We start from the raw sequence: 26,374 nt of genomic DNA, 5'->3' as shown, positions 1-26,374 counted from the left end.
ATGTGAAACAATAGAGAGTCCAAGGAGCCGCATGTCCGAAACGTCGCATAAGTCTCACCCCACGCGCAACATCCGCAAGACCTTTCTGCCCAACGGCCTGATGGTGCTCACTGAAAGCATCCCGCACGTGCGCAGCGTCAGCATGGGCGCGTGGATCAACTCCGGCTCGCGCGACGAGACCCCGGTCGAGAACGGCATCGCGCACTTCGTCGAGCACATGGTCTTCAAGGGAACCACCACGCGTTCGGCCAAGGACATCGCCCGCGAGGTCGACACCATCGGCGGCAATCTCGACGCCTTCACCGGCAAGGAGACCGTCTGCTTCAACATCAAGGTGCTGGACGAGAATCTGCCGCCCGCGCTCGATGTCCTCTCCGACCTCGTCCTGCATCCGCGCTTCACCGCCGAAGACCTCGAAAAGGAGCAGGGCGTCATCCTCGAAGAGATCAAGATGGACGAAGACAACCCCGACTATCTCGTCCACGAGACCTTTACCCAGAACTTCTGGAAGAACCATGCGCTCGGCCGCCCGATCCTCGGCACGGCGGAGACCGTCTCCAGCTTCACCCAGCAGACCGTCTTCGACCACCATAACCGCCGCTTCACCCCGCGCCACATGGTCTTTTCGGCCGCCGGAAATCTCGACCACGACGCGTTTCTCGCGCGGGTGGAGACGAAGTTCGGCTCCTTGTCCGCAACGACAGCCCCGCTGGAAGCCGTTGAAACGGCGCCACTTGCCACGCCGCACATCACGCTCAAGCGCAAGAAATCGCTCGAGCAGGTGCAGATGTGCCTTGGAGTCGTCGCGCCTCCGGTCAACCACGCCGACCGTTACGGACTCTACCTCCTCAACTCGATGCTCGGCGGCGGCATGAGTTCGCGGCTCTTCCAGTCCGTCCGCGAGGACTCGGGTCTCGCCTACTCGATCTACTCCGAGATGAACCCCTTCCGCGACACGGGTTCGCTCTCGGTCTACGCGGGCATGTCGCTCGAAAATACGGAGCGAGTTCTTCAGCTTACGCTTGCCGAGCTGCGGCGTCTGAAAGAAGAGCCGGTGCACGACGGCGAGCTGGACCGAGCCAAGAATCAGTTGAAGAGCAACATCGTGCTGGGGCTGGAGAGTTCGTCCAGCCGCATGTCGAACCTGGCGCGGCAGCAGATGTACTTCGGCCGGTTCTTCACGGTCGACGACATCACCGCCGCGATCGACGCAGTCCGGATCGAAGACGTGCAGCGGCTGGCGAACGAGCTGCTCCGGCCCGAGTGCCTCGCGCTGACGCTGCTGGGCAATCTGGGCGCGATGAAGATCGGACGCGCTGACCTGGCTTGCTGAGGTTTCGCGGCTTGTCGATCTGGTCGGCAGGCGAATCTGCTGATAGAGTTTGGATGTTTGAGAAATTTGGCGCCATGGTGACCGAGAGATGATGACCCCGAAGAATAAAACCGCAGCCCACGAACTGGCCGGCAACGCCCAGGAAGCTGGCTTTACCCTCATCGAGCTTCTGATCGTCATGTCGATCATGCTCATCCTCATGTCGCTCGCCGTACCGCAGATTCTGAAGCTGACCAAGACGGCGAACGAGACCTCCGCGCTGCAATCGGTCCGCACGATTGGCCAGGCCGAGCTGCAGTATCACTCCGCCTATCCGCAGAATGGCTTCGCCTGCTCGATATCTCAACTCGGCGGCGCGCCCGGTTCCGGCGCACCCACCGCGCAGGCGTCGCAGCTTCTCGACCCGGGTCTGGCCAGCGGGAACAAGTCCGGTTACACCTTCGCCATCACTAACTGCAGCAAGGTGACGATCAACAACCAGGACATGATCACCTCCTACCAGATCACCGCCGTTCCCCAGTCCGTCGGCAAAACCGGCGACGCGGGTTACTGCTCGGATGAGAACAACATCATCAAGAAGGATCCCGCCGGCGGCACGAACTGCACGGTGAGCCTGGGCCAGTAATGCGGGCTCTGCTTCTTGTGACACTGGCGGCTGCGGTGAGTCTTCCCGCAGCCGCCCAATCGTCCCCGTCCGCAAACCAGAACGACGCCCTGCTGCACAAGGTGGACGACCACTACAACCACCTCGCCTCCCTGCGCACACGCTACGTGGAGCGCTACACCGGCATGGGATTGAACAAATCCGAATCCGGCACTCTGCTGCTGAAAAAGCCCGGCCGCATGCGCTGGTCGTACGACACGCCCACCGGAAAGGTCTTCGTGCTCGACGGCAAGTTTGCCTGGTTCTACACGCCGGGCGATCCTCAGGCGCAGAAGATTCCAGCCAAGCAGCTCGACGACCTGCGCTCTCCCCTGCGCTTCCTGCTGGGACACACGGAGCTGAAGAAAGAACTTGAAAACATTACGGTTACGCCCGATGGCGAAGGCTTCCGCATCGCCGGCGTTCCGAAAGGGATGCAGCAGCGGCTGAAGGTGCTAAGCCTCAGGGTGACGGCGTCGGGCGAGATCTCGGCCATGCGGCTCGAAGAGGTGGATGGCGCGGTGACCGAGTTCAGCTTCACCGGCATGGTGGAGAATGTGCCGGCGAAGGATGCCGACTTCGTCTTCACGCCGCCGGCTGGCGTCGAGATCGTCACCGGCCTGCCGCCGATTTAGCCAGAGCGCGCAGTTGGGCGGAGACCCGTCAGGTAGAATCGGTTCATCGAATTTAGCCGCCCGAAGTGAGAAGACGTAACGTGAGCCATACCATCAGCGCAGCAGCCTTAAGCACCCTTGAATTTCATGAAGCCGTCCACGCACTGAACCCGCGCATCGCGGTCTTCGATTGTGACGGAACGCTCTGGTCCGGCGATGCCGGCTCGTCGTTCATGCACTGGACGACCAAGACCGGCCTGCTGGGACGCGAGGCCACCGACTGGCTCGACGGACGCTACCGCGGCTACAAGCGCGGCGAGGTCTCCGAACTCGCCATCTGCGGAGAGATGGTGCAGGTCTACGCCGGACTCCGTGAGGACGAGCTGCGCGCCGCCGCGCGGGAGTTCTTCGCAACCCACATCGAACGCAACATCTTCCCCGAGATGTTGAAGCTGCTCAACGATTTGCAGGCCAAGGGCTGCGACATCTGGGCGGTCAGCTCAACCAACGACTGGGTCATCGAAGAGGGCGTGACGCGATTCGGCATTCCGGCGAACCGGGTGCTTTCGGCGCGCGTGGCGGTTGAGGCGGGCGTGGTGACCAACCGGCTGCTCGACGTCCCGACCGACGAAGGCAAGGTCGCCTCGCTCAAGAACGCGGGCATCACGGCGCCGGACGCGGTCTTCGGCAACTCGGTCCACGACGCGGCGATGCTGGCGATTGCGCGCCGCGCCTTCCCGGTCAACCCGACTCTTGCGCTGATCGAACGCAGCGCCCGCGAGGACTGGGCCGTGTACTATCCTGCGTCCGTCCGGCCGACCTAATCCAAACCGGGCTTGCAAGCGTCTAAACTGGCAGACAGTGAAAGACTCGATCCGCAAGCTCGACGAACGGAGTGACGCACCGCCTCTCAAGCCGCTTCGGCTGGTGGTGGCGGCGCTGATCCTGCGCCCTGCGGAGCCGGTGGCCGAGGTGCTGATCTGCCAGCGCAAGCCCGACCAGCCGATGAGCCTGAAGTGGGAGTTTCCCGGCGGCAAGATCGAGGCCGGCGAGACCAGCGAAGAGGCTCTGGCGCGCGAGTTGCAGGAAGAACTCGGCATCACAGCCACCATCGGCCGCAAGGTCGCGCGCGTGCGCCACAAGTACCGCAACGGCGGCGCGATCGACCTGCAGTTCTTCGTGGTGGACGAGTTCAGCGGCCAGCTCGAGAACCGCATCTTCAACGACATGCGCTGGTCTCCCCTGACCGCGCTGATGGAGTACGACTTCCTGGCTGCGGACCTGGGACTGATCAAGGATTTGAGCGAAGGCAAGCTGCTGTGATGGAACTGGAATTCGAACCGGAGAACGAGCGGCTCTTCGGACCTTGTGCGTGTTGCGGCAAGATGACACGGCGTGTCTGGGGTTACATGAAGCAGGATGATGGAACATCGCCATCCGCTGCTTATTTCGTTGAGTGGACTCCAGGGCATCCGAATCATGAGGCCAACTTCGACTTTATTTACGGCTTATGGGGCGATGCAACCGCAGCGACTGATCGCATGGCCTTGTCTGCGGCCTTTCGTCATCACGAATCAAAACCATCATTTATGGCGATTGACTCAGCGCTACGTCCTATCGCCAGCAACTCCCTTGTCGGCTCAACCGTAACGCGCGAGCAAGCGCTTGGCACGGATTTGCGCGGCGTCCTCTTCGAGCTGTGCGACGCGGTCTATCTTGGCGACCCTCGCATAGCCGAGCTTCGGACGGTGTAGTTGGTCCGGCAAGATTGAAGCAGATCCTCTTTGAGGAGGACAAACAAGAACAGCAAAGACAAGAGCGAAATGCGGTGGTCTCTCCACTACGCTTCGCTCCGGTCGAGATGACGGGTATCGGAGCGAACTCCGATTCACCCGTGCAGGGCATTGAACACCAGCACCGAGCTCAACCCGATCACAATGACCGCCGTAGCCCATGCCACGATATTGAACCAGAGCGAGTTCACGTACTTCCCCATCAGCTCGTGCTTGTTGATCAGCCGCAACATGAAGATCAGGATGACAGGCAGCAGCACGCCATTCAACACCTGCGACAGAATCGCCACCTTCACCATCGGGAAGTTCGGGATCAGCACCACGCCTGCTCCCAGCGCGATCAGCAGCGTATAGAACCAGTAGAAGAACGGCGCCTCGCCCCACTGCTTGTCGAGCCCGCTCTCGAAGCCCAGGCCTTCGCAAACGGTGTAGGCGGTGGTCAGCGGCAGAATCGACGCGGCGAATAAGGACGCGTTGAACAACCCCGCCGCGAAGAGGATGAAGGCGTACTGGCCGGCGAGCGGCTTCATCGCCTCGGCCGCGGTGCTGGCGTCGGCGATGTCGCGCATGCCGTGGGTGTAGAGCGTCGCCGCGCACGCCACCACGATGAACCACGCGACGATGTCGGTGAAGATCGAACCGACGATCACGTCCAGCCGCGAGGCCTTATACTGCCGGACCGTCACGCCCTTCTCGACGATCGACGACTGCAGGTAGAACTGCATCCACGGCGTGATGGTCGTGCCGATGACGCCGACGGTCATGTAGACGTAGGTCTTGTCGCTCCACACGCTGCGCTTGGGCAGCTTGATCGTCTCGACCAGCGCCAGATGCCAGTCCGGCCCGCTGATGACGCCGGTGACGATATAGGCGATGTAAAAGACGCTCGCGATCAGGAAGACCTTCTCGACCTTCTTGTAGTCGCCCTTGACCACCAGCGCCCACACCAGCAGCGCCGATAGCGGCACGCAGATGAACTTCGAGATGTGGAAGAGTCCCATCGAGCTCGCGATGCCCGAGAACTCCGTGATGACGTTCGTGAAGTTCACGATCACCAGCAGGATGAGGATGATGAAGGTCATCCTGAGGCCGAACTCCTCGCGGATGAGGTCGCTCAGCCCCTTGCCCGTCACCGCGCCCATGCGCGCGCACATCTCCTGCACCACGATCAGCGCGAGCGTGATGGGGATCATCGTCCAGAGCAGCGTGTAGCCGTAGGCCGCGCCGGCCTGCGAATAGGTGAAGATGCCGCCCGAGTCGTTGTCGACGTTGGCGGTGATAAAGCCCGGGCCCAGGACGGCGAGGAAGAGGATGATGCGGGTCTTCCAAGACCGCAAATTGATGGAACGGCTGCTCATGAGGGTTGGCCCTTCCCTTTACTGTATCCGGCGGCGGCCTGCACCGGCGGCAGAATCGTCGACAGACGCTCGACGACGAGCGCCATCTGCCGGTCGTTGTGGTAACCGTCGCGCTCGGCGCGTGCATGGCCCGCGGCGGCGATGCGCGCGCGCGCGGCCTCGTCCGGCAGGTAACGGCGAATGTGTACGACGCACTCTTCAAGGTCCGAGAAGAAGACGGCCTCTTCGCCCTCGCGGAAGCGATCAATATGTCCCTGTGTGCGTTCGGCCAGCAGGAAGCCGCCCGCGCCGGCGATCTCGAAGCTCTTATGCGTGAACTCGTCACGGTTGGAGTGCGTCAGGAAGCTCAGGTTGATCTTCGACCGCCAGATGGCTTCGCGGTACTTCGCATCGTAGAGAGGCTCGCCCGCGTACAGCCGCGTGTACGCCTTTGGCGAAAGGGCGCGCCGCCACGCGCGGGATTCGCCCGAGATCGTCACCGGCAGCCCGGCTTCGCCCAGCCGCGTCAGAAAGGCGGCGCGCTCATCGTAAGGCGTGCCGACGAAGCTGACCTCGCGCGTGCGGTCCGCGTCCGACCAGCCGGGCGGCGGCGGAAAGTGGAGCGTCGGCTCGTACGCGGTCTGAATCTTGATGACGTCGCGCGCGCCGGCGGCGAGATACTCGGGTATGTTCACATCACGCTGCGTCACGTGCAGGTCGAAGTGGGGTATGTCCTGCGCGTACAGCCGCCAGCCCGGATCGCGCCGGGGGCCGAAGAAGTTATCGATCATGTAGCTGAGCGACGCGATGCCGAGCGCGCGCATCCGGTCCAGCGTGCCGGGCTTCAGTTCGAGCACCTTGTCGGCCCAGAAGACATCCGGCCGGTGCTCCGCGGCCAACGCCAGCAGATCGCGGTTCAGCCGTTCGACGTGCGGCCCGGCCATCAACCGGAAGGCAATCTTCCGCAGCAGCGCAGGCCCGGTCAGCAGGTAGTCGTCGGTGTTGACGCGGATCAGCTCATGGCCCAGACGCTCCAGCGCCAACGCCCGCAACACGGCGGAGCTTCCGGCTTCAAGAGGGGCTGCATAAAGAATCTTCATCGCCGCGATTCGCCTTCCCTACCGGGTCCGCAGCCAGGCGATTACCTGGTCCGCATGCACCACGCCGGCCAGTCGACCGTCGTCGGCCAGCACCGGCAGGCAGCGCAGGTTGTACTTGTCGAAGAGCTCGGCGACCTTGCGGCCGTTCGCGTCCAGTCCGATGCTATGCATGTGTTCGTCGGCGATCTCGCCCAGCCCCTTCTCCGGCGCGGCGAGCACCAGTTTGACCAGCGGAACCTGTCCGCGGAGATGGCGCGCCTCGTCAACCAGAAAAAGATCGGTCAGGCTGTCCAGATCGCCTTCGAACGCCTGCAGCACCGTGTGCGCGTCGGCAACCGTGGCCTCGGGCGGCAGCGAGACGTACTCGTTCGTCATCAGGCCGGCGGCGGAGTCGGGCGAGTAGTCCAGCAGATCCTCGACCTCCTGCCGCTCCTTCGGGTCCATCTCTTCAAGAATGGCGTCGGAGCGCTCGTCCGAGAGCTCGGACAGCAGGTCGGCGGCGGCGCCCGGGTCCATCTCCTCGAGAATGCCTGCGATACGCTCCGAGTCCAGCCCCTCGATGAGCGTCTTCTGCATCTTCGGCTGCACCTCTTCGAGCGCCTCGGCAGCCACTTCTTCGTCGAGACTCGAAAAAAGCGCCTCGCGCTCGGCCGGTGCCAGCTCTTCGAGAATGTCGGCCAGGTCGGACGGGTGCATCTTCGAAAGTTTGTCCTGCTCGATCTTCAACCGCACGCGGCGCGCCGGGTCGCGGTCGATCAGGTCGACGAAGTCCCACGGAATAACGCTTGGCCGGATACGACAGGCCAGCCTGTCGACGGCGCTCACGGGCAGCCCCTTCAGCAGACGCCGCGCTGCGCCGCGCAGGCCGACCTCCACCTCCGCGATGCGCAGTTGCAGGCTCTCGTCCGGCTGGCGCTCCCAGACCAGGTCCACGTCGTTTACCCGGACGACCTTGTGCCCATGTACGTCGATGATCTGCTGGTCGAGCAGATCGCGTTCGAGCATCAGGTAGTTCTCGTCCGCGGGCAGCGGAATCGGCGCCTGATCCGCCTGCGTCTGCAGTCCGCCGGCGTCGTTCCAGCGCAGCGCGCAGACGCGGATGATCGTCCGCTTGACCTTCTCCCCACCCGCGACGACCGCGGTTGCGGGCTTTAGAACGAGCGCCTCCACCTGCGATCCTGCGGCCTCGGGCAACACGGCAAACTCGCAGACGTGTCCCGCCAGCCTGCCCGCCGAGTCGGCGACGGCAACGCCCATCAGGGCGGAGACGCTCGTTCTTTGATTGCCCAGCTTGCTCATAGGACGGCTGCTTTCAGGAAAGATGGGGGCTGAACGGCAAAATACGGAGATTCTTCACTGCGTTCAGGATGACGACGCTTTTTTGGCAATGCGGGCGGAAGAAATCCGCCGCTAACCGCATCCTATCGCACAAGTTAGGATGCAGGTTTCGAACCCGTTCGGGGCTATCCGATTTGACAATCCCGCGAGGTGCAAGCAAACTGCCTTCAACCCCCTCAGTTTCTGTCTGAGAGCCGGTTTGTCCTTACGAGGAGGAAATGCTTGGCCGATTCGACGACAAGCCGCGTCAGCTTCACGCTGAGTTCCAGCCTCGACACCGTGCGTACGCTTGAGCAGACCGCCGAATCCTGGGCTCGTCAGGCGGGTTTCGACGACGACACGGTCGGTAACATCGCCATGTCGGTACGCGAGGCGACCGTCAACGCCGTAATGCATGGCAACCGGTACGAGGCGGGCCTGTCCGTGACGGCATCGTTCGAACTCACGCCGCAGGCGCTGATCGTCAAACTCGCCGACCAGGGTCCGGGCCTCGATGTCGACTCCGTTCCCGACCCGCTTGCGCCGGAGAATATCCTGCGCGGCTCCGGTCGCGGCATCTTTCTGATCCGCGCGTTTATGGATGAGGTAAACTTTCGGCAGTTGCACCCCGGAACAGAAGTAACCCTGGTGAAGCATCGCAACCCTGCATAGCCGAGACAACGCAAGTCAGAAACTTCCTTCGCATTCACAATTTCCAAGGAGACTCACTTCATGAGCATGAAATTTCAGACGCGCCAGGTGGATGGCGTCACGATTCTCGACCTCAGCGGCCGCATCACCCTCGGTGAAGGCAGCGTGACGCTGCGCGATGCCGTCCGCGACGTGCTGACCAAGGGATCGAACAAGATTCTGCTGAACCTGGGCGACGTGAACTACATCGACAGCTCCGGCATCGGCGAACTGGTAAGCGCATACACCAGTGTGAAGGGCGCGGGCGGCGAGATGAAGCTGCTGAACCTGACCAAAAAAGTCCACGACCTGCTGCAGATCACCAAGCTCTATACCGTCTTCGACGTGAAGGACGATGAGGCCGCGGCCATCGCCGCGTTCTAAGTCCGGCAAGGCTTAACACCGATCTGCACCGATGACACCGATGAAATATGGGCTTCACCTTTGCCCTTATCTCGCCGGTGTCATTCGTTTTGTTAGGGGCACGGCTTCAGTAAGACCACATCATCCGTATTTGCACTTCGACCTCAGCCGCTGAGGTACGCTTTCAGATCGGGCCAGTATCTCCTAAACCGATTCTCAAACCCAAAAAGCACCGATCGAAATACGTCTTTGATCGGTGCTCTCGGTGAAGATCGGTGTTATGCCTTCTTATCCCGGCCTATTTGCCGAAGTCGACCTTGGGTGCGGTTGCATTCGAGGGATCGCCCTTGAAGTACTCGTCGCGGTAGTGGAAGCCGGCGATGTTTGCCCAGAAGCTGTTCGGGAACTGGCGCACGAAGACGTTGTAGTCCTCGAGCGTCTTGTTGTACCGGCCGCGCTCGACAGCGATGCGATTTTCGGTTCCGGCCAGCTCGTCCGTCAGTCGGATGAACTGCGCGTCCGACTTCAGGTTGGGGTAGTTCTCCTGCAGCCGGAGCAGCGGGCTGATCGCCACGTCCAGGTTGCTGTTCGCCTTGATGCTCGCCGAGCGATCCGAACCGGCCGCCACGACGCCCGCGCGGGCGTTCGCAATGTTCGTCAGCACGGTCGTCTCTTCGTTCACATAACCCTTCACCGAAGCCACCAGGTTCGGGATCAGGTCCAGGCGCCGCTGCTGCTGAATGTTGACCTGCGAGTACGCGCGGTCCACATCTTCATTCTTCTGGACCATCGCGTTCTTCGCGCTGATGTAGCTGCCGCCGGTGAACAGCAGCACCAGCACAATGACTCCGACGACTCCCAGACCTACCCACAGACCCTTCATGCCCATCCTCCGTACCGCGTATCCAACGTTTTGAATCTACAGGCTATCCGGGTTGAATGTATCACCCGGCGTGAAATTTAGTAGTCGCCCGAGGCTCCGCCGCCGCCCGAGCTGCCTCCGCCAAAGCCGCCGAAGCCTCCCCCGCCGCCGTCCCGGTCGTTTCGACCGCCGCCTCCTCCGCCGCCACCCATGAACATGTTGAGGATGACGAAGAGCCAGCCGATGTTGCCCGTGCTCGCAAGGATGACGACGATCAGGATGAAGACGATCACGACGACGATCTGACCGGCGCCCGAACGCTGCGGCGCCGCGTCCACCCGGCGATAGTGGTGCTGGATCGGGCTGAGCGTGACGCCAGCGTCCGCCGCAATGATGGTCGCAAGCTGCTGCGCTCCCACCGTGATGCCCCGGTCGTAGTCGTTCTGGCCGAGCGCGGGCTTCATCGCATCGCGGATGCCGCCAACCTTGGCGTCGTTCAGGATTCCCTCAAGCCCGTATCCAACCTCGATGCGATCCTTGCGCGGGTTCAGCACGACGACCAGCAGGACGCCCTGGTCCGACTTGTTGCCCACCTTCCACTTGTCTTCCAGCTCCGTGCTGAACTCCTCGATCGTCTGATCGTCGTCCAACGTCTTGATCGTGACGACCGCGATCTGCGCATGCGCCTGTTGGTCGACGGCGGTGCAGAGGTCTTCGAGCTGCTGCTTCGTGGACGGACTCAGCACCCCGGCGAAATCGCTAACGTAGCTGGTCGGTTTGGGAAGGTCGGCTACCTTCTCCGCGGACAGAACGCCCGCGGGCAACAACACAAGCAGCAGTACGAGCAGCGGTCGAAGAAGCCGGTTCATTGCTAACAGTCTACGCTTGCGCGCGTCGCTTTGTTCCCGTCCTTACCGCGAGCGGAGTTCGGGGCAACTCACGTATTCTGTCCAAGATGATTACGCCGAACCAGCAGCCGCCCGTCGCCCGCCGTCAGCCCAACCCCACCCGCATCCACGGCACGACGCTTGAGGACGACTACGGCTGGCTGCGCGAGAAGGAGTCGCCCGAGACGCTCGCCTACCTCGCCGCCGAGAACGCGTACACCGAGGCCGCCATGGCGCCGACGACCGAGCTGCAGGCCACGCTCTACCGCGAGATGCTCTCGCATATCAAGGAGACAGACGAGTCCGTTCCCTACCCGGACTCGGGCTACCTTTACTGGAGCCGCACCGTCGAGGGTAGCCAGTACCCGATCCACTGCCGCCGCCGGGCCGAAGCCGGCGCGCCGGATGAGATTCTGCTCGACGTGAACGCGCTCGCCGTCGGACAGGCCTTCATGTCCGTCGGGAGCATGAGCGTCAGCCCCGACAACCGGCTGCTCGCCTACACGACCGACAACACCGGCTTCCGCCAGTACACGCTGCACATCCGCGACCTCGCGACCGGCGCCGACCTGTCCGACACCGCCTTCCGCGTCGGCTCGCTCGCCTGGGCAGCCGACTCCGCCACGCTCTTTTACACAACCGAAGACGAGCAGACCAAGCGCCAGAACCAGCTCCACCGGCATGCGCTCGGCAGCTCCGAACCGGATGTTCTGGTGTTTGAGGAGGCCGACGAGCGGTTCAACCTTGGCGTAGGCCGCACCCGCGACCGCCAGTACATCTTCGTCGAATCCGGCAGTCACACGACGAACGAGTACCGTTTCATGCCCTCGAATACGCCGCTGGCTCAACTCACCCTCATCGCGCCACGCGTGGACGATCAGGAGTACCACCCCGAGCACCGCGACGGCGTCTTCTATATCCGCACCAACGACACCACCGACAACTTCCGTCTCGTCGCCGCGCCCGTGGCCACACCTGGTCGCGAACACTGGACCGAGATCTATAAGGGCGATGTGCCGCTTGAGGACTTCGACCTCTTCGCCAGCTTCTGCGTCCTGTCCGAGCGCCGGCTTGGCCTGCCGACCCTCAGCGTCTTCGATCTGAACGAAAAAGGCGAACTGGCAAACCGTCGCGAGATCGCCTTCCCCGAACCTACCTACAGCGCCGGCGCGCACGCTAACCGCGAGTTCGACACCCGGGTCTTCCGCTACAGCTATACCTCGCTGGTCGCGCCCGCTTCGGTCTACGAGTACGACGTCGCCACCGGCGTCTCGAAGCTGCTGAAGCAGCAGGAGGTTCCGGGCGGCTTCGACCGGTCGCAATACGCCTCCGAACGCCTGTGGATCGCGGCGGCGGACGGCGTGCAGGTGCCGGTCTCGCTCGTCTACCGCACTGACCGCTTCAGCAAGGACGCCACGAATGCGCTCTACGTCTACGGCTACGGATCGTACGGCTACGCGCTGCCGGTCGGCTTCAGTCCCACGCGGCTCAGCCTGCTCGACCGCGGCGTGGTGCTGGCCTACGCGCACATCCGCGGCGGCGGCGAGTTGGGCGACGCGTGGCACGACGCGGGTAAGATGCAGGTGAAGATGAACACCTTCACCGACTTCGTCGCGGTCACCGAGGCGCTCGTCGCACAGGGATACGGCTCGCCGGACCGCGTCGCCATCGAGGGCGGCAGCGCCGGCGGTCTGCTGATGGGCGCGGTCGTCAACCTGCGGCCGGAGCTCTTCCAGGTCGTGCTGTCGCATGTGCCGTTCGTCGACGTGATGAACACAATGCTCGACGCGACCCTGCCCCTCACCGTCGCCGAGTACGAGGAGTGGGGCAATCCGAACGAACCCGAGGCCTTCGCGACCATGCGCGCCTACTCGCCCTACGACAACCTGAAGGCAGCGGACTACCCGGCCATGCTGGTCAAGACCAGCCTGAACGACTCGCAGGTGATGTATTGGGAGCCCGCCAAGTACGTCGCCAAACTGCGCACGCTGAAGCAGAACGACACACCGCTGCTCCTTCACATCAACATGGAGGCAGGCCACGGCGGCGCCAGCGGGCGCTACGACTACCTGAAGGAGATTGCCTTCGACTACGCATTCCTGCTGACGGAGCTTGGGGCGGCGAGCTGAGCGGTACTACCGGCCGGACTTTACCACCGGAGTAAAGTCCGACCACTGCTCAATCCGGAAGGCGCGAATATCACGGACCGACTTCGGGAACCAGGCTCTCGAACGAAGCTCCTGAATTGCAATGAAGAGATTCGCCATATTCTCGTCGTCGGTCACATAGAGGCTACCCTGCACTCGGCGAAAGCCATACTCTCCGAGGATTGCTCCGATATCGGTATATGCCTGCGAGACACCTTTGGGATGGTGCACTTCGGTATCGGCTACAACCAGGTCGAAGGCGACTGCATACATTAGCGAGCCTCCGGGTCATCGGTCAAGCGCGATAGCCGATACTCCGCCAACTCCCCGGTCTCAACTATCTTGACCTCGACAAGCCAGTCTCCATCCTCGAGCCGCCGAACCGCCGAACCAACCTCATATTTCGGACCGAACGCGCCAAAGCTCTTGATCGTCCCAACGGGAACCTGCGGCGTCGACTCAAGTGTCTGCATAACCTCACCCCCAACCGCTGGCCCCTATATTAGCTCATGAGAGCAACTTCGCAGGATTACTTCGCAATAGCCTCGACCTTGTCCCCCTCACCCGGCGCCAGAAACAGGTTCGTCTCCAGCCCATGCTGTCGAGTGTAGAGGTCGTAGTACCGGCCGTGCAGCGCGTATAGGCTCTCGTGCGTGCCGCGTTCGACTATCCTTCCCTGCTCGATCACCAGGATCTGGTCGGCCTTGCGGATGGTCGACAGCCGGTGAGCGATAACGAAGGTCGTACGGCCCTGCATCAGGAAGTTGAGGCCGCTCTGGATCAACGCCTCGGACTCGGAGTCGAGCGAGCTGGTCGCCTCGTCGAGGATCAGGATGCGCGGGTCGGCCAGGATAGCCCGCGCGATCGAGATGCGCTGCCGCTGGCCGCCCGAGAGCTTCACGCCGCGCTCGCCCACGATGGTCTCGTACTTCTCCGGGAAGCGCTCGGCGAACTCGTCGACGCGCGCGATCCGGCAGGCTTCGAACAACTGTGCCTCGGTCGCGTTCGGCCGGGAGAACAGGATGTTTTCGCGGATGTTGCCGTCGAAGAGGAAGGTCTCCTGCAGGACGACGCCGAGCTGCTCGCGGTAGCTCGAAAGCCGGATCGTGGCGAGATCCTCGCCGTCGATCAGAATCCGGCCGTCGGTCGCCGTGTGGAAGCCGCAGATGAGCGAGATGATCGTCGACTTGCCAGAGCCGGACGAGCCGACCAGCGCCGTCACCGTACCGGGTTTCGACTCGAACGAGATGCCGTGCAGGACGGGCTTGCCCTTCTCATACTCGAAGGTCACCTCATCGAAGATCACATCGCCCTCGATGCTTGGGAGCGCGCGGACGCGGGTCGGCTCGGAGTCCTCCTCGCGCTCGTTTAGAATCTCGGTCGTGCGGTCGAGCCCGGCAACGGCCTCGGTCAGTTGCGTGCCGATCGAGACGAGCTGCACGATCGGCGCGATCATGAACGCAAGAAACATCACATACGTGACGTATCCGCCGGGGGTGAGCTTGTTGGCGATCACCTGATGCGCGCCGAGATACATCACCAGCGCGCCGACGATGCCCAGCACCGCAGTGGACGCGAGGCTCATCAGCGATTGCGCCGTCAGCGACGAGATGACGTTCTGCAGCAGGCGGTTGGCGCCGGCGGCGAAGACGTTCGCCTCGCTCTGCTCCGCGTGGTAGCCCTTCACGACGCGAACGCCGCCGAGCGACTCCGTCAGACGGCCAGTGACCTCGGCGTTAATCTTCGAGCGCTCACGAAAGATCGGTCGAATGGTCTTGAACGCACGCTGCAGGATGAGCGCGAAGACAACCAGAATTGCAAAGGTCACAAGCGTCATCTGGTAACTGAGCTTGATCAGGTAAATAAAAGCAAATATGGCAGTTAGAATGCCGCCGAAGAAATCGAGCAAGCCTGTGCCGATCAGGTTGCGCACGCCTTCGACGTCGGTCATGATGCGAGCGACGAGCGTCCCGGTGCGGTTTTCGTCATAGAAGGCGACCGGCAGACGACCGATATGCGCCTGCACCTTCATGCGCAGCTCGGCGATCAGGCGCTGGCCCTCCTTCGAGAGCAGTTGCGTCAAGGTGAACGACGTAGCGCCCTGGATGAGGGTCGCGAGCACGACCACACCCACGACGACGGGCAACAGCTTGAGGTCGTGCGCGTACATGACCTTATCGATGAGCGTCTTGGTCGAGGCCGGCAGCACCAGCCCGCTGGCCCGGTTGACGACCATCAGCACGAAGCTGCCCGCCAGCAGCGCACGGCGTGGCTTCATCAGCTTCCAGATCTCGGGCATTACATCTTTGAACTTTGCCTTGGGGCGTTTGGCGGTCAGGTCGGCGGCGATCGCCTTGCCCGTCCCGCGGACAGGCTTGTCTCCGGCGGGCATTCCGCCTCCGAAGCTCGATGGTTTATAGGAAGAGGACATGGGCTCCAGTGTACGACGGCCCCCATTGGATGCTACGCGGCGCGGCGAGGGTGCGGATTCCGTGCACCCTCGCCGCCGGGATCAGGCCAGACGCGCCTTGCGGGCGGCGATGAACGAGCGCACGCACAGCACGACGTAGACGAAGCAGATCACGCCCATCGCGGTCTGGACCAGCGCCGCGCCAGGGACAGGGCTGGCGACGATCTGGCCGAGCGCACGGCGGATGGTCGCGACAATGCCGGGAATCGTCCCGAGGAAGCCCAGCAGGCCCACCGTGACCGCAATGTGCATGAAAAGCATGCGCTTCTTCGCATCGGGCGTGTCGGCCAGAAAGCCGAAGATCGCGAGCAGCAAACCGAATCCGGCGGGAATGAGCGTGTGCGGGTGGTGGTTCTCCATCACGAAGGCAGCGGCGCCAACGCCGATCAGCAGAACTCCAAAGACGATAGTGAGCTTGGACATGAGCCTATTCTAGAGGCTTTTCGTCACCCCGCCGGAAGCGCTTTCGTCATACGCAAAATCGGCAGATGTTCGCCATTCGGCAATGGCACCTGCACAAGCTCGCCGTCGGCATAGCCCTTCAGCCGGTAGAGCGCGATGCCGGTCATGGTCGAGCCCATCTCGAAGCGGCGAAAGCCCGCCGCGACCGCCGCCGCCTCGCAGTGCGCCAGCATGCGCGAACCGAGCCCTTGCCGGGCGAACTCCGGGTGCACGAAGATGGCGCGAATCTTCGCCGCGTCGACCGCTGGGTCAAGGAAGTCGTCCTCGCGGCATGGGCCGTGGTCGCTGCCGAAGAGCGTGCGCCGGTTGCTCCAGCCGCCGCAGGCCGCCAGGCGTCCGTCCTCGCTCTCGGCGACGAAGTAGTGCCGGTCGGCGATGAGCTGCGTATCGAGTCCGAGCGCGTGGCCCAGCGCGCCCTCGATCTGCGCGGGAGTGTAGTCGTTCGTCTGCAGCCCACGGATCGACTGCTCGATCAATGCGTTGAGCGCGGAGATGTCGGCGGGTTCAGCGAGGCGAATATGCATGGGCGTTTTCAAGACGAGAGTGTAGCGAGTTCATACGAAAAGCAGATTCCCCTTGGGAACGACATAATGTAGACGCGAGACTTCACGCCTTCGCCTTTTTCAACAACTTCCAATCCGCCTCGGTCTGATCCGCATAAGCCTCGGCGTACTTCAGCACGGCCTGGTCGAAGCGGTCGGACTGGCCCAGATAGCCGGCCAGCACGGTTGCGTCGCCCGAGCGAGCGTGGCCGCGCGCCAGCAGTTCGCCGCAGACCTCGGCGTACGCCAGCAGGCTTGCGGACTTCAACGTCGCGAGATTGATCGACGCCTTGTGGTCGTTCAACTGGCGGACCATGTAGTCGCGGCCGTCGATCTGGGTCCAGCCGAGGAAGGGGTCGGACTGAAACTGCATCGCGCGCTCCCCTTCGACCGTCCGGCGCCCCTGGTGGACGGGGTGCGGAGCCGCGTCGCCGAGGTACGGCGTATAAGCCGATGCGGCCTCCTCCTTGATCTGCAGGAAGAGCGGGTCGCGCTCGCCGTTGCCCTGGAGGTAGAGGCAGTAGTCGCGCAGGCCGACCGAGCCCGTGCCCACAACCTTGAAGCAGACGTCGAGGAAGGTGTACCGCTCGAAGAGGTGGCGGCGCTCCGGCTGCAGGCTTTCGAGGTAGGCCGGCAGGGCGGCGAGGACGGCGTTGCGGTCGGCGTCCGAGACGGGCGTGAGCACTGGCGGCTCGGCCTTGAAGACGCGCGCCGGGGCGGGCGGCTTCGCGCCTGCGTTCGGCACGGTGAGCGCAGTGAGGTTGTGCATCGGCGTGGCGCGCTCGGCGGCGCGGAGAATCTCGGCGATGGGCGTGACGTCGCCGAGCCGATGCACCTGGAAGCGCGCCGCCTCGAGCAACGGCATGTGCGCGAAGAGGTGGATGCTCTCGCGATAGCGTTCGAGCATGGCGGCGGCAGCGGCGAACGACTGCCCGTCGCGGATGCCGGCGTCGCGCCCGGCCAGGATCAGGCTGGTCGCCATGCGCTTGACGTCCCATTCAAACGGAGCTCGAACTGTTTCGTCGAAGTCGTTGATATCGAAGTTGATACGGCCATCCAGCGCGGCGAAGGCTCCGAGGTTTCGAACGTGCGCGTCGCCGCAGATCTGATTCAGGATCTCGGTGTTGGCGCCGAGCGATAGGTCGTACGCCATGACCGGCACGGCGCCGCGAAAGAAGGCGAAGGGCGAGACGGCCATGCGCTCATGCTTGAGTTGGATGAGCTTCGGCACCCGGCCTTTTTCGGCACGATGAAGCAGGTCGAGCGGCTTTTCTTGACGCAGCTTCGGGTCCCAGCCGGCATGTTCGGCACGACGCATGTGCTTGCGCTGATGTTGGCCGAGAAGGAGACGGGAGTGGACGGATTTGGGCTGGGTCATGGGGTTTTGCGGCCTCGGGCTTACAGACAAAGACAAAAGCAGATCCTTCGCTTCGCTCAGGATGACAACAAGAAAGCTCAGGATGACAACAAAAAGAAAATTGGACTACTTTGCGGCTTGCTTCACCTCGGCCAGCACATCCTCCGGCTTCCAGTCGTTGCTCGGATGCCAGGCGACAATCTTACCGTCTTTCCCGATCAGCACGGTGGAGAGCGAATGGCTCAACTTTGCCGGATCGCCACCCGGCGTGACGCCGACGTTGAAAAACTGCTCCACCTTCAGCAGGTCGGCTGCGGCAGGTGCGGCGAACTCCCAGTGCTGGAAGGTCTCCTTCGTGAACTTGCCGGTGTGCGCGCCGCCATAGCTCTTCAACACAGCCGGCGTGTCGTACGCGGGATCGAAGCTGATACTGAGCAGGTGCGTGTTCTTATAAAGCTCCGGATCGGACGCGAGCGACTGATCGATCTGGGCGAAGTTGTTGCTCATGCGCGGACAGAAATCGGCCAGCGGGCAGCGCGTGTAGACGAAGGTGAGGAGCAGCGCCTTGCCCTTGTACTGTGCGAGGTCGATCGTCTTGCCGCTCTGGTTGAGCAGGTGGAAGTCCGGCACGTCCTGCCCTGCCTGTGGAACGTTGTACTGAACGGCAGGCAGCGTGTCCGGCCGCGCCTGCCCGACGACGACGATGTGGGCCAGGGTCGGCGCGCGGAAGCCGGCGGCGTCCTTGCGGACGAGCAGGTCGGCGGTGATCATGTCGCCCTTGTGCATCTCGGAGATGGTCTCGGGTTGGGCGAGCTTGTAGGGCATGGTCATGGCGTCCATGAAGCCCGGAATGGCCTGGTGGTCGACCGTGATCTCGCCGCGCGAGGGGTCGGTGTCGACGATCTTGCCGCGCATGTGGAAGGTCTGCTGGGGCATGGCGGCGACCTTGTCGGCGGGCGTCTGCTGGTGGCAGCCGGCCAGCGCGAGGGTAGAACCAAGGAACAGGACGTACTTGAGGCGCATGAAAACTCCTTTGCCGATGATAATGGTTTCATGGCCGAAGATTCTGGTATGGCCGCCGGTACCGCGTTGGACCGGACGGCTCCTTCGTTGAGTTTGATGTACTCCGGGTCCGTTTTGACCGGGTTGGGGACGATGCTGCTGGGGCCGATTCTGCCCCTGCTGGCGCATCGCTGGGGTCTCACCGATGCGCAGGGCGGCACGCTGCTGCTGGCGCAGTTCTGCGGCGCGTTCGTCGGCGGGGTGACGGTGACGCCGAAGTTGCGTCGGGATCTGCTGCTGGGATTCGCGGCGGCGGGCTTCGGCCTGCTGGGATTTGCGCTTGCGCCAGGGCTGTGGCCGGCGTGCGCGGCGATCGCGATCGGCGGCGCGGGCATCGGGCGGACGATCACCGTCACCAATGTAATCGCCGGACGCCGGTTCGCGGCCAGCCGGGGTAACGCGCTGATGCGGCTCAATTTCGTCTGGAGCTTCGGCGCAATGCTGTCGCCGATCCTCGCGGCGCTGCTGACGCCACGGTTTGCGCTGGAGTTTCTGCTTGAGGTCTTCGCCTTCCTGTTTCTGTTCTGCGCGCTGGCGCAGGCGTTGCAGACGCGTGGGCTGGCCTCCGAGAGTGTTGTCTCTTCCACGTCTGAACGGGTAAAAACCGAAGGCATGGCGACGTCGGCGTTTCTCTTTTTCTGCGGCGTGATGGTGCTGTATGGAGGACTCGAAACCTGCCTGAGCGGCTGGCTGACAACCTTTGCGTTGCGCTATGGCCAGACCGGCGGCGGCAACTCGCTGGCGTTGAGTCAGTACACCTTCGTCCTGCTGCTGATGGGGCTGACAGGCGGGCGCGCCGTCGCGTCGTTCATCCTGACGAAGATGCATGACGCGACGCTGCAGCGGGTCGGCCTGGGGCTGGCTGCCGTCTTCACGGCCGCGCTGGCGACGGCGCACAGCGCGGGCGCGATTGCGGTCTTCGCGGTGCTGCTGGGGTTGAGCCTCTCGCCGGTCTTCCCGGCGACGTTTTCCATCTTCATCGGACGCGGCCCTTCGGAGCGGCAGGCCGGGCTGATGATCGCGGCTTCGGCGATCGGGGCGGCGGCCCTGCCGTGGCTGATGGGTGTGGTCTCGACGCGCGCGAATTCGCTGCAGGTGGCGCTGGCTCTACCGTTCGCAGCGGCGATCGGCATCCTGGTCATGAGCCTGTCGGAGCGGCGCCCGGCCTCGATTTCCAGCGAGGCGAGTGGCGTATAACCGGATCATGGATGTGAGGAATCTGCTGCCGCCGGAGGTGCTGGAGGCGCTCGAACGCGGCCAGACCGTTTTGACAGCGAACCAGCGCGCGGCGCGCATGCTGCAGCGCGGATACGCCCGGCACATGGAGGCGGAGGGCCATGCGAACTGGCAGCCGGCGGCGATCCTGGCGGTCGACGCCTGGGCCACCGATCTGTGGCAGCGCATGCTGATGGCGGGCGCGGTCGACCGTGTGGTGCTGAATCGCAGCCAGGAGCACGCGCTATGGCGGGCGGTCGTCGCGGGCGACCGCGAGAGCTCGGTCGGGCTGCGCTCGGTCGACGCGCTGGCCGAGATGGCGGCGCGCGCGTGGTCGCTGCTGGCGAACTACCGCGGTCTGGGCCGGCTGCGCGAGATCGGCGTCAGCACGGATACGAGGGCGTTCCAGCGGTGGGCTCTGGCGTTCGAGCGTCGCTGCCGCCGGGACGGGCTCTTCTCGCCGACCCAGCTCTGGGTCGAACTGGAGGCTGCCGCCGCGTCGCTGCCGGTCGCCGACGCCGGTCTGCTGCTGGTGGGCTTCGACAAGTTCGTCCCCGCGCTCGATGCGCTGTTCGAGACGCTGCGCCGCGCGGGGTACGCCGTCGAGATCGCCCCGGTCCCGACGCCGGAACAGCCTCCCCGTCTGATCGCCGCAAAGACCGAATCGCAGGAGGCCGAGGCTGCCGCGCTGTGGGCGCGCGCGATCCTCGAAGCGAGTCCCGAGGCGCAGCTTGCCGTGATCGTGCCGGACCTCGAGCCGCGGCGGCCGGAGATCGACCGTGTCTTTCGCGAGATTCTGGCGCCGGAGCTGCAGGACATCGCGCTCGAACGCGAGGCTGGGCCGTACGAGTTTTCCCTGGGACGGCCACTGTCCGAGATGGCGATGGGTGCGGTCGGGCTGGACCTGCTGCGCTGGCCCCTGGTGGATGCACTGCCGGTCGAGCGCGTGACCGAGCTTCTGCTCTCGCCCTTCTTCGGCGGCGGCACGCGGCTGGCGGAGTTCGATGTCTTCGAGCTGCGGCGCGCGCGCAGGATGCGGCCGGAGCTCTCGCTCGACCAGATGATCGAGGCGGCGCAACGGTCGATTGGGCTGGGCGATCTGCCGGGGCGGCTCGCACGGCTACGCCAGATCGCCGCCGAGGAGCAGGTGACGGCCGACTCCACCGCCCTGCGGCCGCACGCCGAGTGGGGCGAGGCCTTCGCGCGGATGATCGCCGCGACCGGCTGGCCGGGGCGCGAGTACGACTCGATCACCTTCCAGACACATCGCCGGTGGCAGGCGGCGTTGGATGAGCTGGCCACGCTCGACTTCGACGGCGCGCGCGCAACCGCGTCCGACGCCTTCGCGGCCTTCGAGCGCATCGCGCGGCAGACGATCTTTGCGGCGGAGTCGCGCGAAGCGCCGGTGCAACTGATGGGTCCGCTCGAGGCCGGCGGACAGCACTTCGACGGCGTATGGTTTCTGGGCGCGAGCGACCTGGCGTGGCCGCAGGCGGCGACCACCTCGCCGCTGCTGCCCTGGCATCTGCAGCGGGAGCTGGGGATGCCGGGCGCGGACCGCGCCGTCGATGTCTCCTCCGCGAAGGCAATCACGGCAAGGTTGCAGGCATCGGCGACGCAGTTCGTCTTCAGCTATGCGAGCGAGGTGACGGAAGGGCAACAGAAGCCGTCGCCTATCCTGCCTGAAATGAACGAGGAGCTGGCAGAATCTCGTGCTTCACGCGAGGTTTTTCCGCTCCTGACCGTGGCCGACGATCTTTCGCTTCCAGAGCTGCCGGATCGTCCGCATCCCGGCGGCGCCGGAGTGCTGGCGGCGCAGGCGGCGTGTGGATTCAGGGCGTTCGCGGAGCATCGGCTGTGGTCGACGGAGCCCGAAGACACGCAGCCCGGAATGGATGCGCGGGAGCGAGGCAGCGTCGTCCATCACGTGATGGAGGCTTTCTGGCTGCATGTCGAGGATCAACCGGCGCTGCGCAGGATGACGACCGAGGCCCAGCACGCGTTGCTGGACGAGTGCATCGAGTCGGCGCTGGGCCGTGCGACGGCGCGGATGGGCGTTGCGTCGGCATGGGAGGTGGCGTACGTCGAGACCCAGCGGCAACGGCTGCGCGCGCTGCTGCGGCCCTGGCTCGAGCTGGAGGCGAACCGGCCGGAGTTTGCCGTCCGTGCGCAGGAGCTCGAGCTGCCCGATGTGCGGGTGGGTCCGCTGCGGCTTTCGGTGCGGGTGGACCGGGTAGACGATACGGCGGCGGGCGCGCTGATCGTCGACTACAAGACGGGCGCGGCGGCGGTGGGTGACTGGGCTTCGGAGCGACCGGATGCGCCGCAGCTTCCGCTCTACGCCGTGGTTGCGGGTCTGGAACCGCTCGGCGGAGTAGCCTTTGCGCTGCTGCGCGCGGGCGACGATCTCGACCTGCGGGGATTGGCCGAGGATCCGGCCGTGCTGGCGAAGTCGTCGAAGCTGTCGTTCGCCACCATGGACGAACAGGTGGAGGACTGGCGGCGCGTGCTGACGAATCTCGCCGGACAGTTCGCGGCGGGCGAGGCGCGGGTGGACCCAAAGCGCTACCCCACGACCTGCCAGTACTGTGCGCAGCGTATGCTCTGCCGGTTGAACGTGGCCGCGCTCAACGACTCATTGGAAGACGAGGGGGTGGAGCTTGGCTGAACTGCTACGCTTCCCCGCCGCGACCCGTCCGCCAACCCGGCCGCCGGACTGGCAGGAGCGCGAGCGCGCGCTCGACATCCGCGCATCGTGGATCGTCGAGGCGCCGGCCGGCTCGGGTAAGACGGGCCTGCTGATCCAGCGCTTTCTGAAGCTGCTTGCGGACGAGACGGTCACCGATCCGGCGCAGGTGCTCGCGATCACCTTCACCAAAAAGGCCACGAGCGAGATGCGGGAGCGTGTGCTGGCGCAGCTCGCGGCGGCTGCTGCGGGGCGCGAGCCGGGCAATGCCTTCGACCGCGAGACACGAGCGATGGCCGTGGCGGTGCTGGCGCGCGACCGGGCGTTGGGCTGGAACCTGCTTGCCGATCCCAGGCGGATGGCGATCCGGACGATCGATTCGGTCTGCTCGCAGATCGCGCGGGCGCTGCCGGTGCTCTCGGGCTCGGGCGGAGGACAGACGCCGGTCGAAGATTCCGCCGAGCTATATAAGGATGCGGCTCGGCGAACGCTCGGCCTGCTGGGCGGACGCGACGTCGATCTGACGGCGGCGCTCTCACACCTGATGCTTCACCGCGACGGCAACCTGGCCGACTGCGAGGCGCTGATCGCCGACATGCTCGGCTGGCGCGATCAGTGGGGGGAGCTGGTTCCACTGGCGAAGAGCGACCTGGACGATGCGTACCTGGAAGGCGTGGTGCTGCCGAAGATCGAGCGGGCGCTGGAGCAGGCGATCTGCCGGGCGCTGACGCGGATCCGGCACACCGCGCCACCGGATATTTTGGACGAACTGACAACGCTCGCCGCGCAGATGGCGCACTCCGACGGATACAAAGGTGCGCCTTCGCCGATCGCAATCTGCCGCGAGCTGCGCACCGCGCCGGGCGCCGCCGCCGAGGATCTTGCGCACTGGAAGGCGCTTGGGCATCTCCTGCTCACCGCGTCGACGAAGAACTGGCGAGGCGGCTTCAACAAGAACCACGTCATGTTCGAGATCGAGGCAAAGCACAAGGAGGCGCTGAAAGAGATCATCGCCCGGCTGCAGGACGAGACGCCCTTTCGCGATGCTCTCTGCGGACTGCTGAAGCTGCCGCCGCTGCGCTATCCACACGATCAGTGGAAGGTGACCAAGTCGCTCTTCCGCGTGCTGAGCCGCGCGCTGGTCGAACTGCAGATCGTCTTTGCCGAGCGCGGCGAGTGCGACTTTGCCGAGGTTGGGCTGCTGGCCAAGGGCGCGCTGCGACGCGATGCCGCGCTCGACGATCTGGCGATTGCGAACGGCGTCGAGCTGCGCCACCTCCTGGTGGACGAGATGCAGGACACCTCGACCAGCCAGTACGAGCTGATCCAGCTATTGACACAGAGCTGGGACGGCCGGTCGCAGACGGTGTTTCTGGTCGGCGACCCGAAGCAGTCCATCTACCTCTTCCGGCAGGCGCGGGTGGAGCGATTCGTCCGCACGATGCTCGACGGGCGGTTGGGCGAGATCGCCGTGGGCACACTGCGGCTGACGGCAAACTTCCGCTCGCAGAGCGCGCTGGTGGCCGCCTTCAACGACGATTTCTCCCTTCTCTTTCCACGCGAGGCCGATCCGGAACGGCCTGAAGAGGTTCCGTATGTCGAGGCAGACGCAGTGCGCGAGGCGACCTCCGCGCTGGGCGAGGTGTGGCACGCGGAGGTCATTCCCTACTCCGAGGACAGCGCCGAGCGCACGCTGGCCCGGCGCCGGCGAGTGCGCGACGACGCGCAGCAGATTCGCCGGATCGCCGGGGAGTGGCTCGTGCGTCCTTTGCCCGAGGGCCGCACCGCCGCTTGGAAGATCGCGGTTCTGGTCCGCTCGCGCGCGCATCTGACGGAGATCGTCGCGGCGTTCAAGGCGGCGGAGATTCCATTTCGCGCGGTCGAGATCGAGGCGCTTGGCGAGCGGCCGGAGATCCTCGACCTGCTGGCGCTGACGCGGGCTCTGCTGCATCCGGCCGACCGCGTGGCGTGGTTTGCGCTCCTGCGCGCGCCGTGGTGCGGGCTGACACTGGCCGATCTGCACCTGCTGGCCGGGGCGGACGACCATGCGTGGGCCCGGATGAGCGTCTCGGAGTTGATTCTGCAGCGCGGCGATCTGCTCTCGCTCGACGGCATCGCGCGGCTGGAACGGCTCTGGCCGGTGATGGAGGCGGCGGTCGGGCAGCGGGGCCGGTTGCCGGTCGCGGCCTGGGTCGAGAGGACCTGGCGGTCGCTCGGCGCGGACGCTTTCGCGACGGATGAGGAGCTGGGCAATGTGCGGCGGTACCTGCGGTTGCTGGACGAACTGGAACAGCCGGGTGGCGGTCTGCGGCTGCCGGAGCTGACGCGGCGGCTGGGGCGGCTGTATGCGGAGCCTTCGGCGCATCCCGGGGCGGTCGACCTGATGACGATCCACGGAGCGAAGGGGCTGGAGTGGGACGCCGTCATCGTCCCCGCGCTTGAGCGCACGGGGCAAAGCTCGCGCGGGCGGCTGCTGACGTGGATGGAGATCGAAGGCGGCGGCGAGGATACAGCGCACGGGATTCTGGCGCCGATCGGCGGCAAGGGCAGGGGCAGCCACGAGCTGAACGAGTGGATGAAGAGCATCGAGGCGGCGCGCGAGGCAGCCGAACGAAAGCGGCTGTTTTACGTCGCCTGCACGCGCGCCAGGGAGGAGCTGCACCTCTTCGCGGCGCCGTCGATGAAGAAGGACGGCGAGCCTTCACGGGTCGCGAACACGCTGCTTCACTCGGCGTGGGCGGCTGCGGAGCGGCATCTCCGGCCGGCCGTGGCAGCAATCACGGAAGAAGAGCCGTTCGTGCTGGCGCTGGCCGCCTCGGCCGCAGCGCCGGTCGTTCCCCAGTTGCAGCGGATTCCAACCGGTTGGGCAGCCGCTTCGGATGCAACGATTCTTCCCTACGGCAAGCCGCTGCGGCCTGGCGGCGATCGCTTCGAGCGACCGGATGGTTCGTTTGCGGCGCGCGCATTCGGCACGGCGACGCATGGATTTCTCGATCTGCTGGCAGCGCGGGTCACCTCGGGTCAGACGGTCGCCGGGCTGCTGGCGGAGCTGCCGGACTGGCGGGCACGGATCGCCGTAGTGCTGCGCAGCGCGGGTCTACCGGCATCGAGCATCGAGCGAGCGGCGGCGCGTGTGCTGCTCGCGCTGACGAACACACTCGAAGACCCACACGGGCGATGGTTGCTGACGACGCATGCCGGAGCGGCCAGCGAGCAGGCGCTGGCCTCCTCCAGCGAGCGAGGTCTGCGGATGGACCGTACGTTTGTCGCGGGGCCGGAGCCCCTCGTGGACGGCGTCTCCACGCGTTGGATCGTCGATTTCAAGACGGCTACGCCTGGGAGCGAAGGCATGGAAGAGTTTCTTCTGCGCGAACAAGCGAAGTATGCCGGTCAGATGGCCGCCTATGCGAAGGAGTTCGACGGAGTGGTGCGGGTAGGACTCTATTATCCGCTGCTGGCGCGGTTTGTCTGGTGGGTCGCCGTGGAGTAGCACC

At 64.6% G+C, this 26,374-nt stretch carries 24 protein-coding genes; 12 read left to right on the top strand and 12 right to left on the bottom strand.

From position 1 onward, the window contains the following. Window positions 1-31: 31 nt before the first annotated feature. The 6 genes from CHB87_RS05890 (at window position 32) to CHB87_RS05865 (ending at window position 4,344) form a co-directional block, all read left to right on the top strand. The gene (locus CHB87_RS05890) at window positions 32-1,333 is read left to right on the top strand and encodes a M16 family metallopeptidase (RefSeq protein WP_089407407.1); all 1,302 of its coding nucleotides are present in this window, start codon (window positions 32-34) and stop codon (window positions 1,331-1,333) included. Between the two features lie 88 nt (window positions 1,334-1,421). After that, window positions 1,422-1,958, top strand: a complete 537-nt coding sequence (locus tag CHB87_RS05885; protein WP_342743543.1) for a type IV pilin protein — start codon at window positions 1,422-1,424, stop codon at window positions 1,956-1,958. Continuing rightward, window positions 1,958-2,611, top strand: coding sequence for a LolA family protein (locus CHB87_RS05880; protein WP_089407406.1), 654 nt, complete (start codon window positions 1,958-1,960; stop codon window positions 2,609-2,611). Before CHB87_RS05885 ends, CHB87_RS05880 begins: the two co-directional genes overlap by 1 nt. 80 nt (window positions 2,612-2,691) lie before the next feature. Further along, window positions 2,692-3,414 carry an HAD family hydrolase gene (locus tag CHB87_RS05875; RefSeq protein WP_245817835.1) on the top strand — a complete coding sequence of 241 codons (723 nt, stop codon included), beginning with the start codon at window positions 2,692-2,694 and terminating at the stop codon, window positions 3,412-3,414. A gap of 37 nt (window positions 3,415-3,451) precedes the next feature. Next, on the top strand, window positions 3,452-3,913 hold the full coding sequence (locus tag CHB87_RS05870) for a (deoxy)nucleoside triphosphate pyrophosphohydrolase (protein ID WP_089407405.1): 462 nt from the start codon (window positions 3,452-3,454) through the stop codon (window positions 3,911-3,913). Further along, on the top strand, window positions 3,913-4,344 hold the full coding sequence (locus tag CHB87_RS05865; RefSeq protein WP_089407404.1) for a hypothetical protein: 432 nt from the start codon (window positions 3,913-3,915) through the stop codon (window positions 4,342-4,344). Before CHB87_RS05870 ends, CHB87_RS05865 begins: the two co-directional genes overlap by 1 nt. 134 nt (window positions 4,345-4,478) lie before the next feature. On the opposite strand, the gene CHB87_RS05860 is transcribed toward CHB87_RS05865, so the two are convergent. From CHB87_RS05860 to CHB87_RS05850, 3 genes are read right to left on the bottom strand one after another with little or no spacing between them, the layout of a single operon-like run. Continuing rightward, window positions 4,479-5,741 (bottom strand): Nramp family divalent metal transporter, encoded by a 1,263-nt coding sequence (locus CHB87_RS05860; RefSeq protein WP_089407403.1) that lies wholly within the window; start codon window positions 5,739-5,741, stop codon window positions 4,479-4,481. Next, window positions 5,738-6,820, bottom strand: coding sequence for a CgeB family protein (locus CHB87_RS05855; protein ID WP_089407402.1), 1,083 nt, complete (start codon window positions 6,818-6,820; stop codon window positions 5,738-5,740). The genes CHB87_RS05860 and CHB87_RS05855 overlap by 4 nt, the downstream gene beginning before the upstream one ends. A gap of 18 nt (window positions 6,821-6,838) precedes the next feature. Further along, window positions 6,839-8,119: a magnesium transporter MgtE N-terminal domain-containing protein gene (locus CHB87_RS05850; RefSeq protein WP_089407401.1), complete on the bottom strand. Its 1,281-nt coding sequence runs from the start codon at window positions 8,117-8,119 to the stop codon at window positions 6,839-6,841. A gap of 261 nt (window positions 8,120-8,380) precedes the next feature. Here CHB87_RS05850 and CHB87_RS05845 point away from each other — a divergent pair, with 261 nt between their 5' ends. After that, on the top strand, window positions 8,381-8,809 hold the full coding sequence (locus CHB87_RS05845) for an ATP-binding protein (RefSeq protein ID WP_089407400.1): 429 nt from the start codon (window positions 8,381-8,383) through the stop codon (window positions 8,807-8,809). A 60-nt stretch (window positions 8,810-8,869) separates the two neighbouring features. Continuing rightward, window positions 8,870-9,211, top strand: a complete 342-nt coding sequence (locus CHB87_RS05840) for an STAS domain-containing protein (RefSeq protein ID WP_089407399.1) — start codon at window positions 8,870-8,872, stop codon at window positions 9,209-9,211. Window positions 9,212-9,488: 277 nt separating this feature from the next. Here the strand turns inward: CHB87_RS05840 and CHB87_RS05835 are convergent, their stop codons facing one another. After that, window positions 9,489-10,073 carry a LemA family protein gene (locus tag CHB87_RS05835; RefSeq protein ID WP_089407537.1) on the bottom strand — a complete coding sequence of 195 codons (585 nt, stop codon included), beginning with the start codon at window positions 10,071-10,073 and terminating at the stop codon, window positions 9,489-9,491. A 77-nt stretch (window positions 10,074-10,150) separates the two neighbouring features. Beyond that, window positions 10,151-10,921, bottom strand: a complete 771-nt coding sequence (locus tag CHB87_RS05830; protein ID WP_089407398.1) for a TPM domain-containing protein — start codon at window positions 10,919-10,921, stop codon at window positions 10,151-10,153. 86 nt (window positions 10,922-11,007) lie between these two features. On the opposite strand from CHB87_RS05830, the gene CHB87_RS05825 reads away from it, so the two are divergent. After that, window positions 11,008-13,068: a S9 family peptidase gene (locus CHB87_RS05825; protein WP_089407397.1), complete on the top strand. Its 2,061-nt coding sequence runs from the start codon at window positions 11,008-11,010 to the stop codon at window positions 13,066-13,068. Window positions 13,069-13,074: 6 nt separating this feature from the next. On the opposite strand, the gene CHB87_RS05820 is transcribed toward CHB87_RS05825, so the two are convergent. The 7 genes from CHB87_RS05820 to CHB87_RS05790 all read right to left on the bottom strand — a co-directional run bounded on the left by CHB87_RS05820 (window position 13,075) and on the right by CHB87_RS05790 (window position 18,940). Next, entirely contained in the window at window positions 13,075-13,359 is a 285-nt protein-coding gene (locus CHB87_RS05820; protein WP_089407396.1) for a virulence factor, read from the bottom strand. Next, on the bottom strand, window positions 13,359-13,559 hold the full coding sequence (locus CHB87_RS05815) for a DUF5397 family protein (protein WP_089407395.1): 201 nt from the start codon (window positions 13,557-13,559) through the stop codon (window positions 13,359-13,361). The genes CHB87_RS05820 and CHB87_RS05815 overlap by 1 nt, the downstream gene beginning before the upstream one ends. Before the next feature lie 56 nt (window positions 13,560-13,615). Beyond that, on the bottom strand, window positions 13,616-15,517 hold the full coding sequence (locus CHB87_RS05810) for an ABC transporter ATP-binding protein (RefSeq protein WP_089407394.1): 1,902 nt from the start codon (window positions 15,515-15,517) through the stop codon (window positions 13,616-13,618). Window positions 15,518-15,598: 81 nt separating this feature from the next. Beyond that, window positions 15,599-15,979, bottom strand: coding sequence for a hypothetical protein (locus tag CHB87_RS05805; RefSeq protein ID WP_089407393.1), 381 nt, complete (start codon window positions 15,977-15,979; stop codon window positions 15,599-15,601). A 23-nt stretch (window positions 15,980-16,002) separates the two neighbouring features. Then, on the bottom strand, window positions 16,003-16,542 hold the full coding sequence (locus CHB87_RS05800; RefSeq protein ID WP_089407392.1) for a GNAT family N-acetyltransferase: 540 nt from the start codon (window positions 16,540-16,542) through the stop codon (window positions 16,003-16,005). Between the two features lie 82 nt (window positions 16,543-16,624). Continuing rightward, entirely contained in the window at window positions 16,625-17,878 is a 1,254-nt protein-coding gene (locus CHB87_RS05795; RefSeq protein WP_245817834.1) for a DUF2252 domain-containing protein, read from the bottom strand. A 165-nt stretch (window positions 17,879-18,043) separates the two neighbouring features. Then, window positions 18,044-18,940, bottom strand: a complete 897-nt coding sequence (locus CHB87_RS05790; protein ID WP_089407390.1) for an SCO family protein — start codon at window positions 18,938-18,940, stop codon at window positions 18,044-18,046. A 30-nt stretch (window positions 18,941-18,970) separates the two neighbouring features. Between CHB87_RS05790 and CHB87_RS05785 the strand changes: the two genes are divergently transcribed. The 3 genes from CHB87_RS05785 to CHB87_RS05775 are packed head-to-tail and all read left to right on the top strand — an operon-like array spanning window position 18,971 to window position 26,370. Then, window positions 18,971-20,176 carry an MFS transporter gene (locus CHB87_RS05785; protein WP_245817833.1) on the top strand — a complete coding sequence of 402 codons (1,206 nt, stop codon included), beginning with the start codon at window positions 18,971-18,973 and terminating at the stop codon, window positions 20,174-20,176. 7 nt (window positions 20,177-20,183) lie between these two features. Then, on the top strand, window positions 20,184-22,862 hold the full coding sequence (locus tag CHB87_RS05780; RefSeq protein ID WP_089407388.1) for a PD-(D/E)XK nuclease family protein: 2,679 nt from the start codon (window positions 20,184-20,186) through the stop codon (window positions 22,860-22,862). Then, the gene (locus CHB87_RS05775) at window positions 22,855-26,370 is read left to right on the top strand and encodes a UvrD-helicase domain-containing protein (protein WP_089407387.1); all 3,516 of its coding nucleotides are present in this window, start codon (window positions 22,855-22,857) and stop codon (window positions 26,368-26,370) included. Before CHB87_RS05780 ends, CHB87_RS05775 begins: the two co-directional genes overlap by 8 nt. Window positions 26,371-26,374 lie beyond the last annotated feature (4 nt).

Origin of the sequence: Granulicella rosea (assembly GCF_900188085.1) — a bacterium.
Lineage (GTDB): Bacteria > Acidobacteriota > Terriglobia > Terriglobales > Acidobacteriaceae > Edaphobacter > Edaphobacter rosea.
Note: the sequence above shows the minus strand (reverse complement) of the source record. Positions and strands in the feature narration are given on the sequence as shown.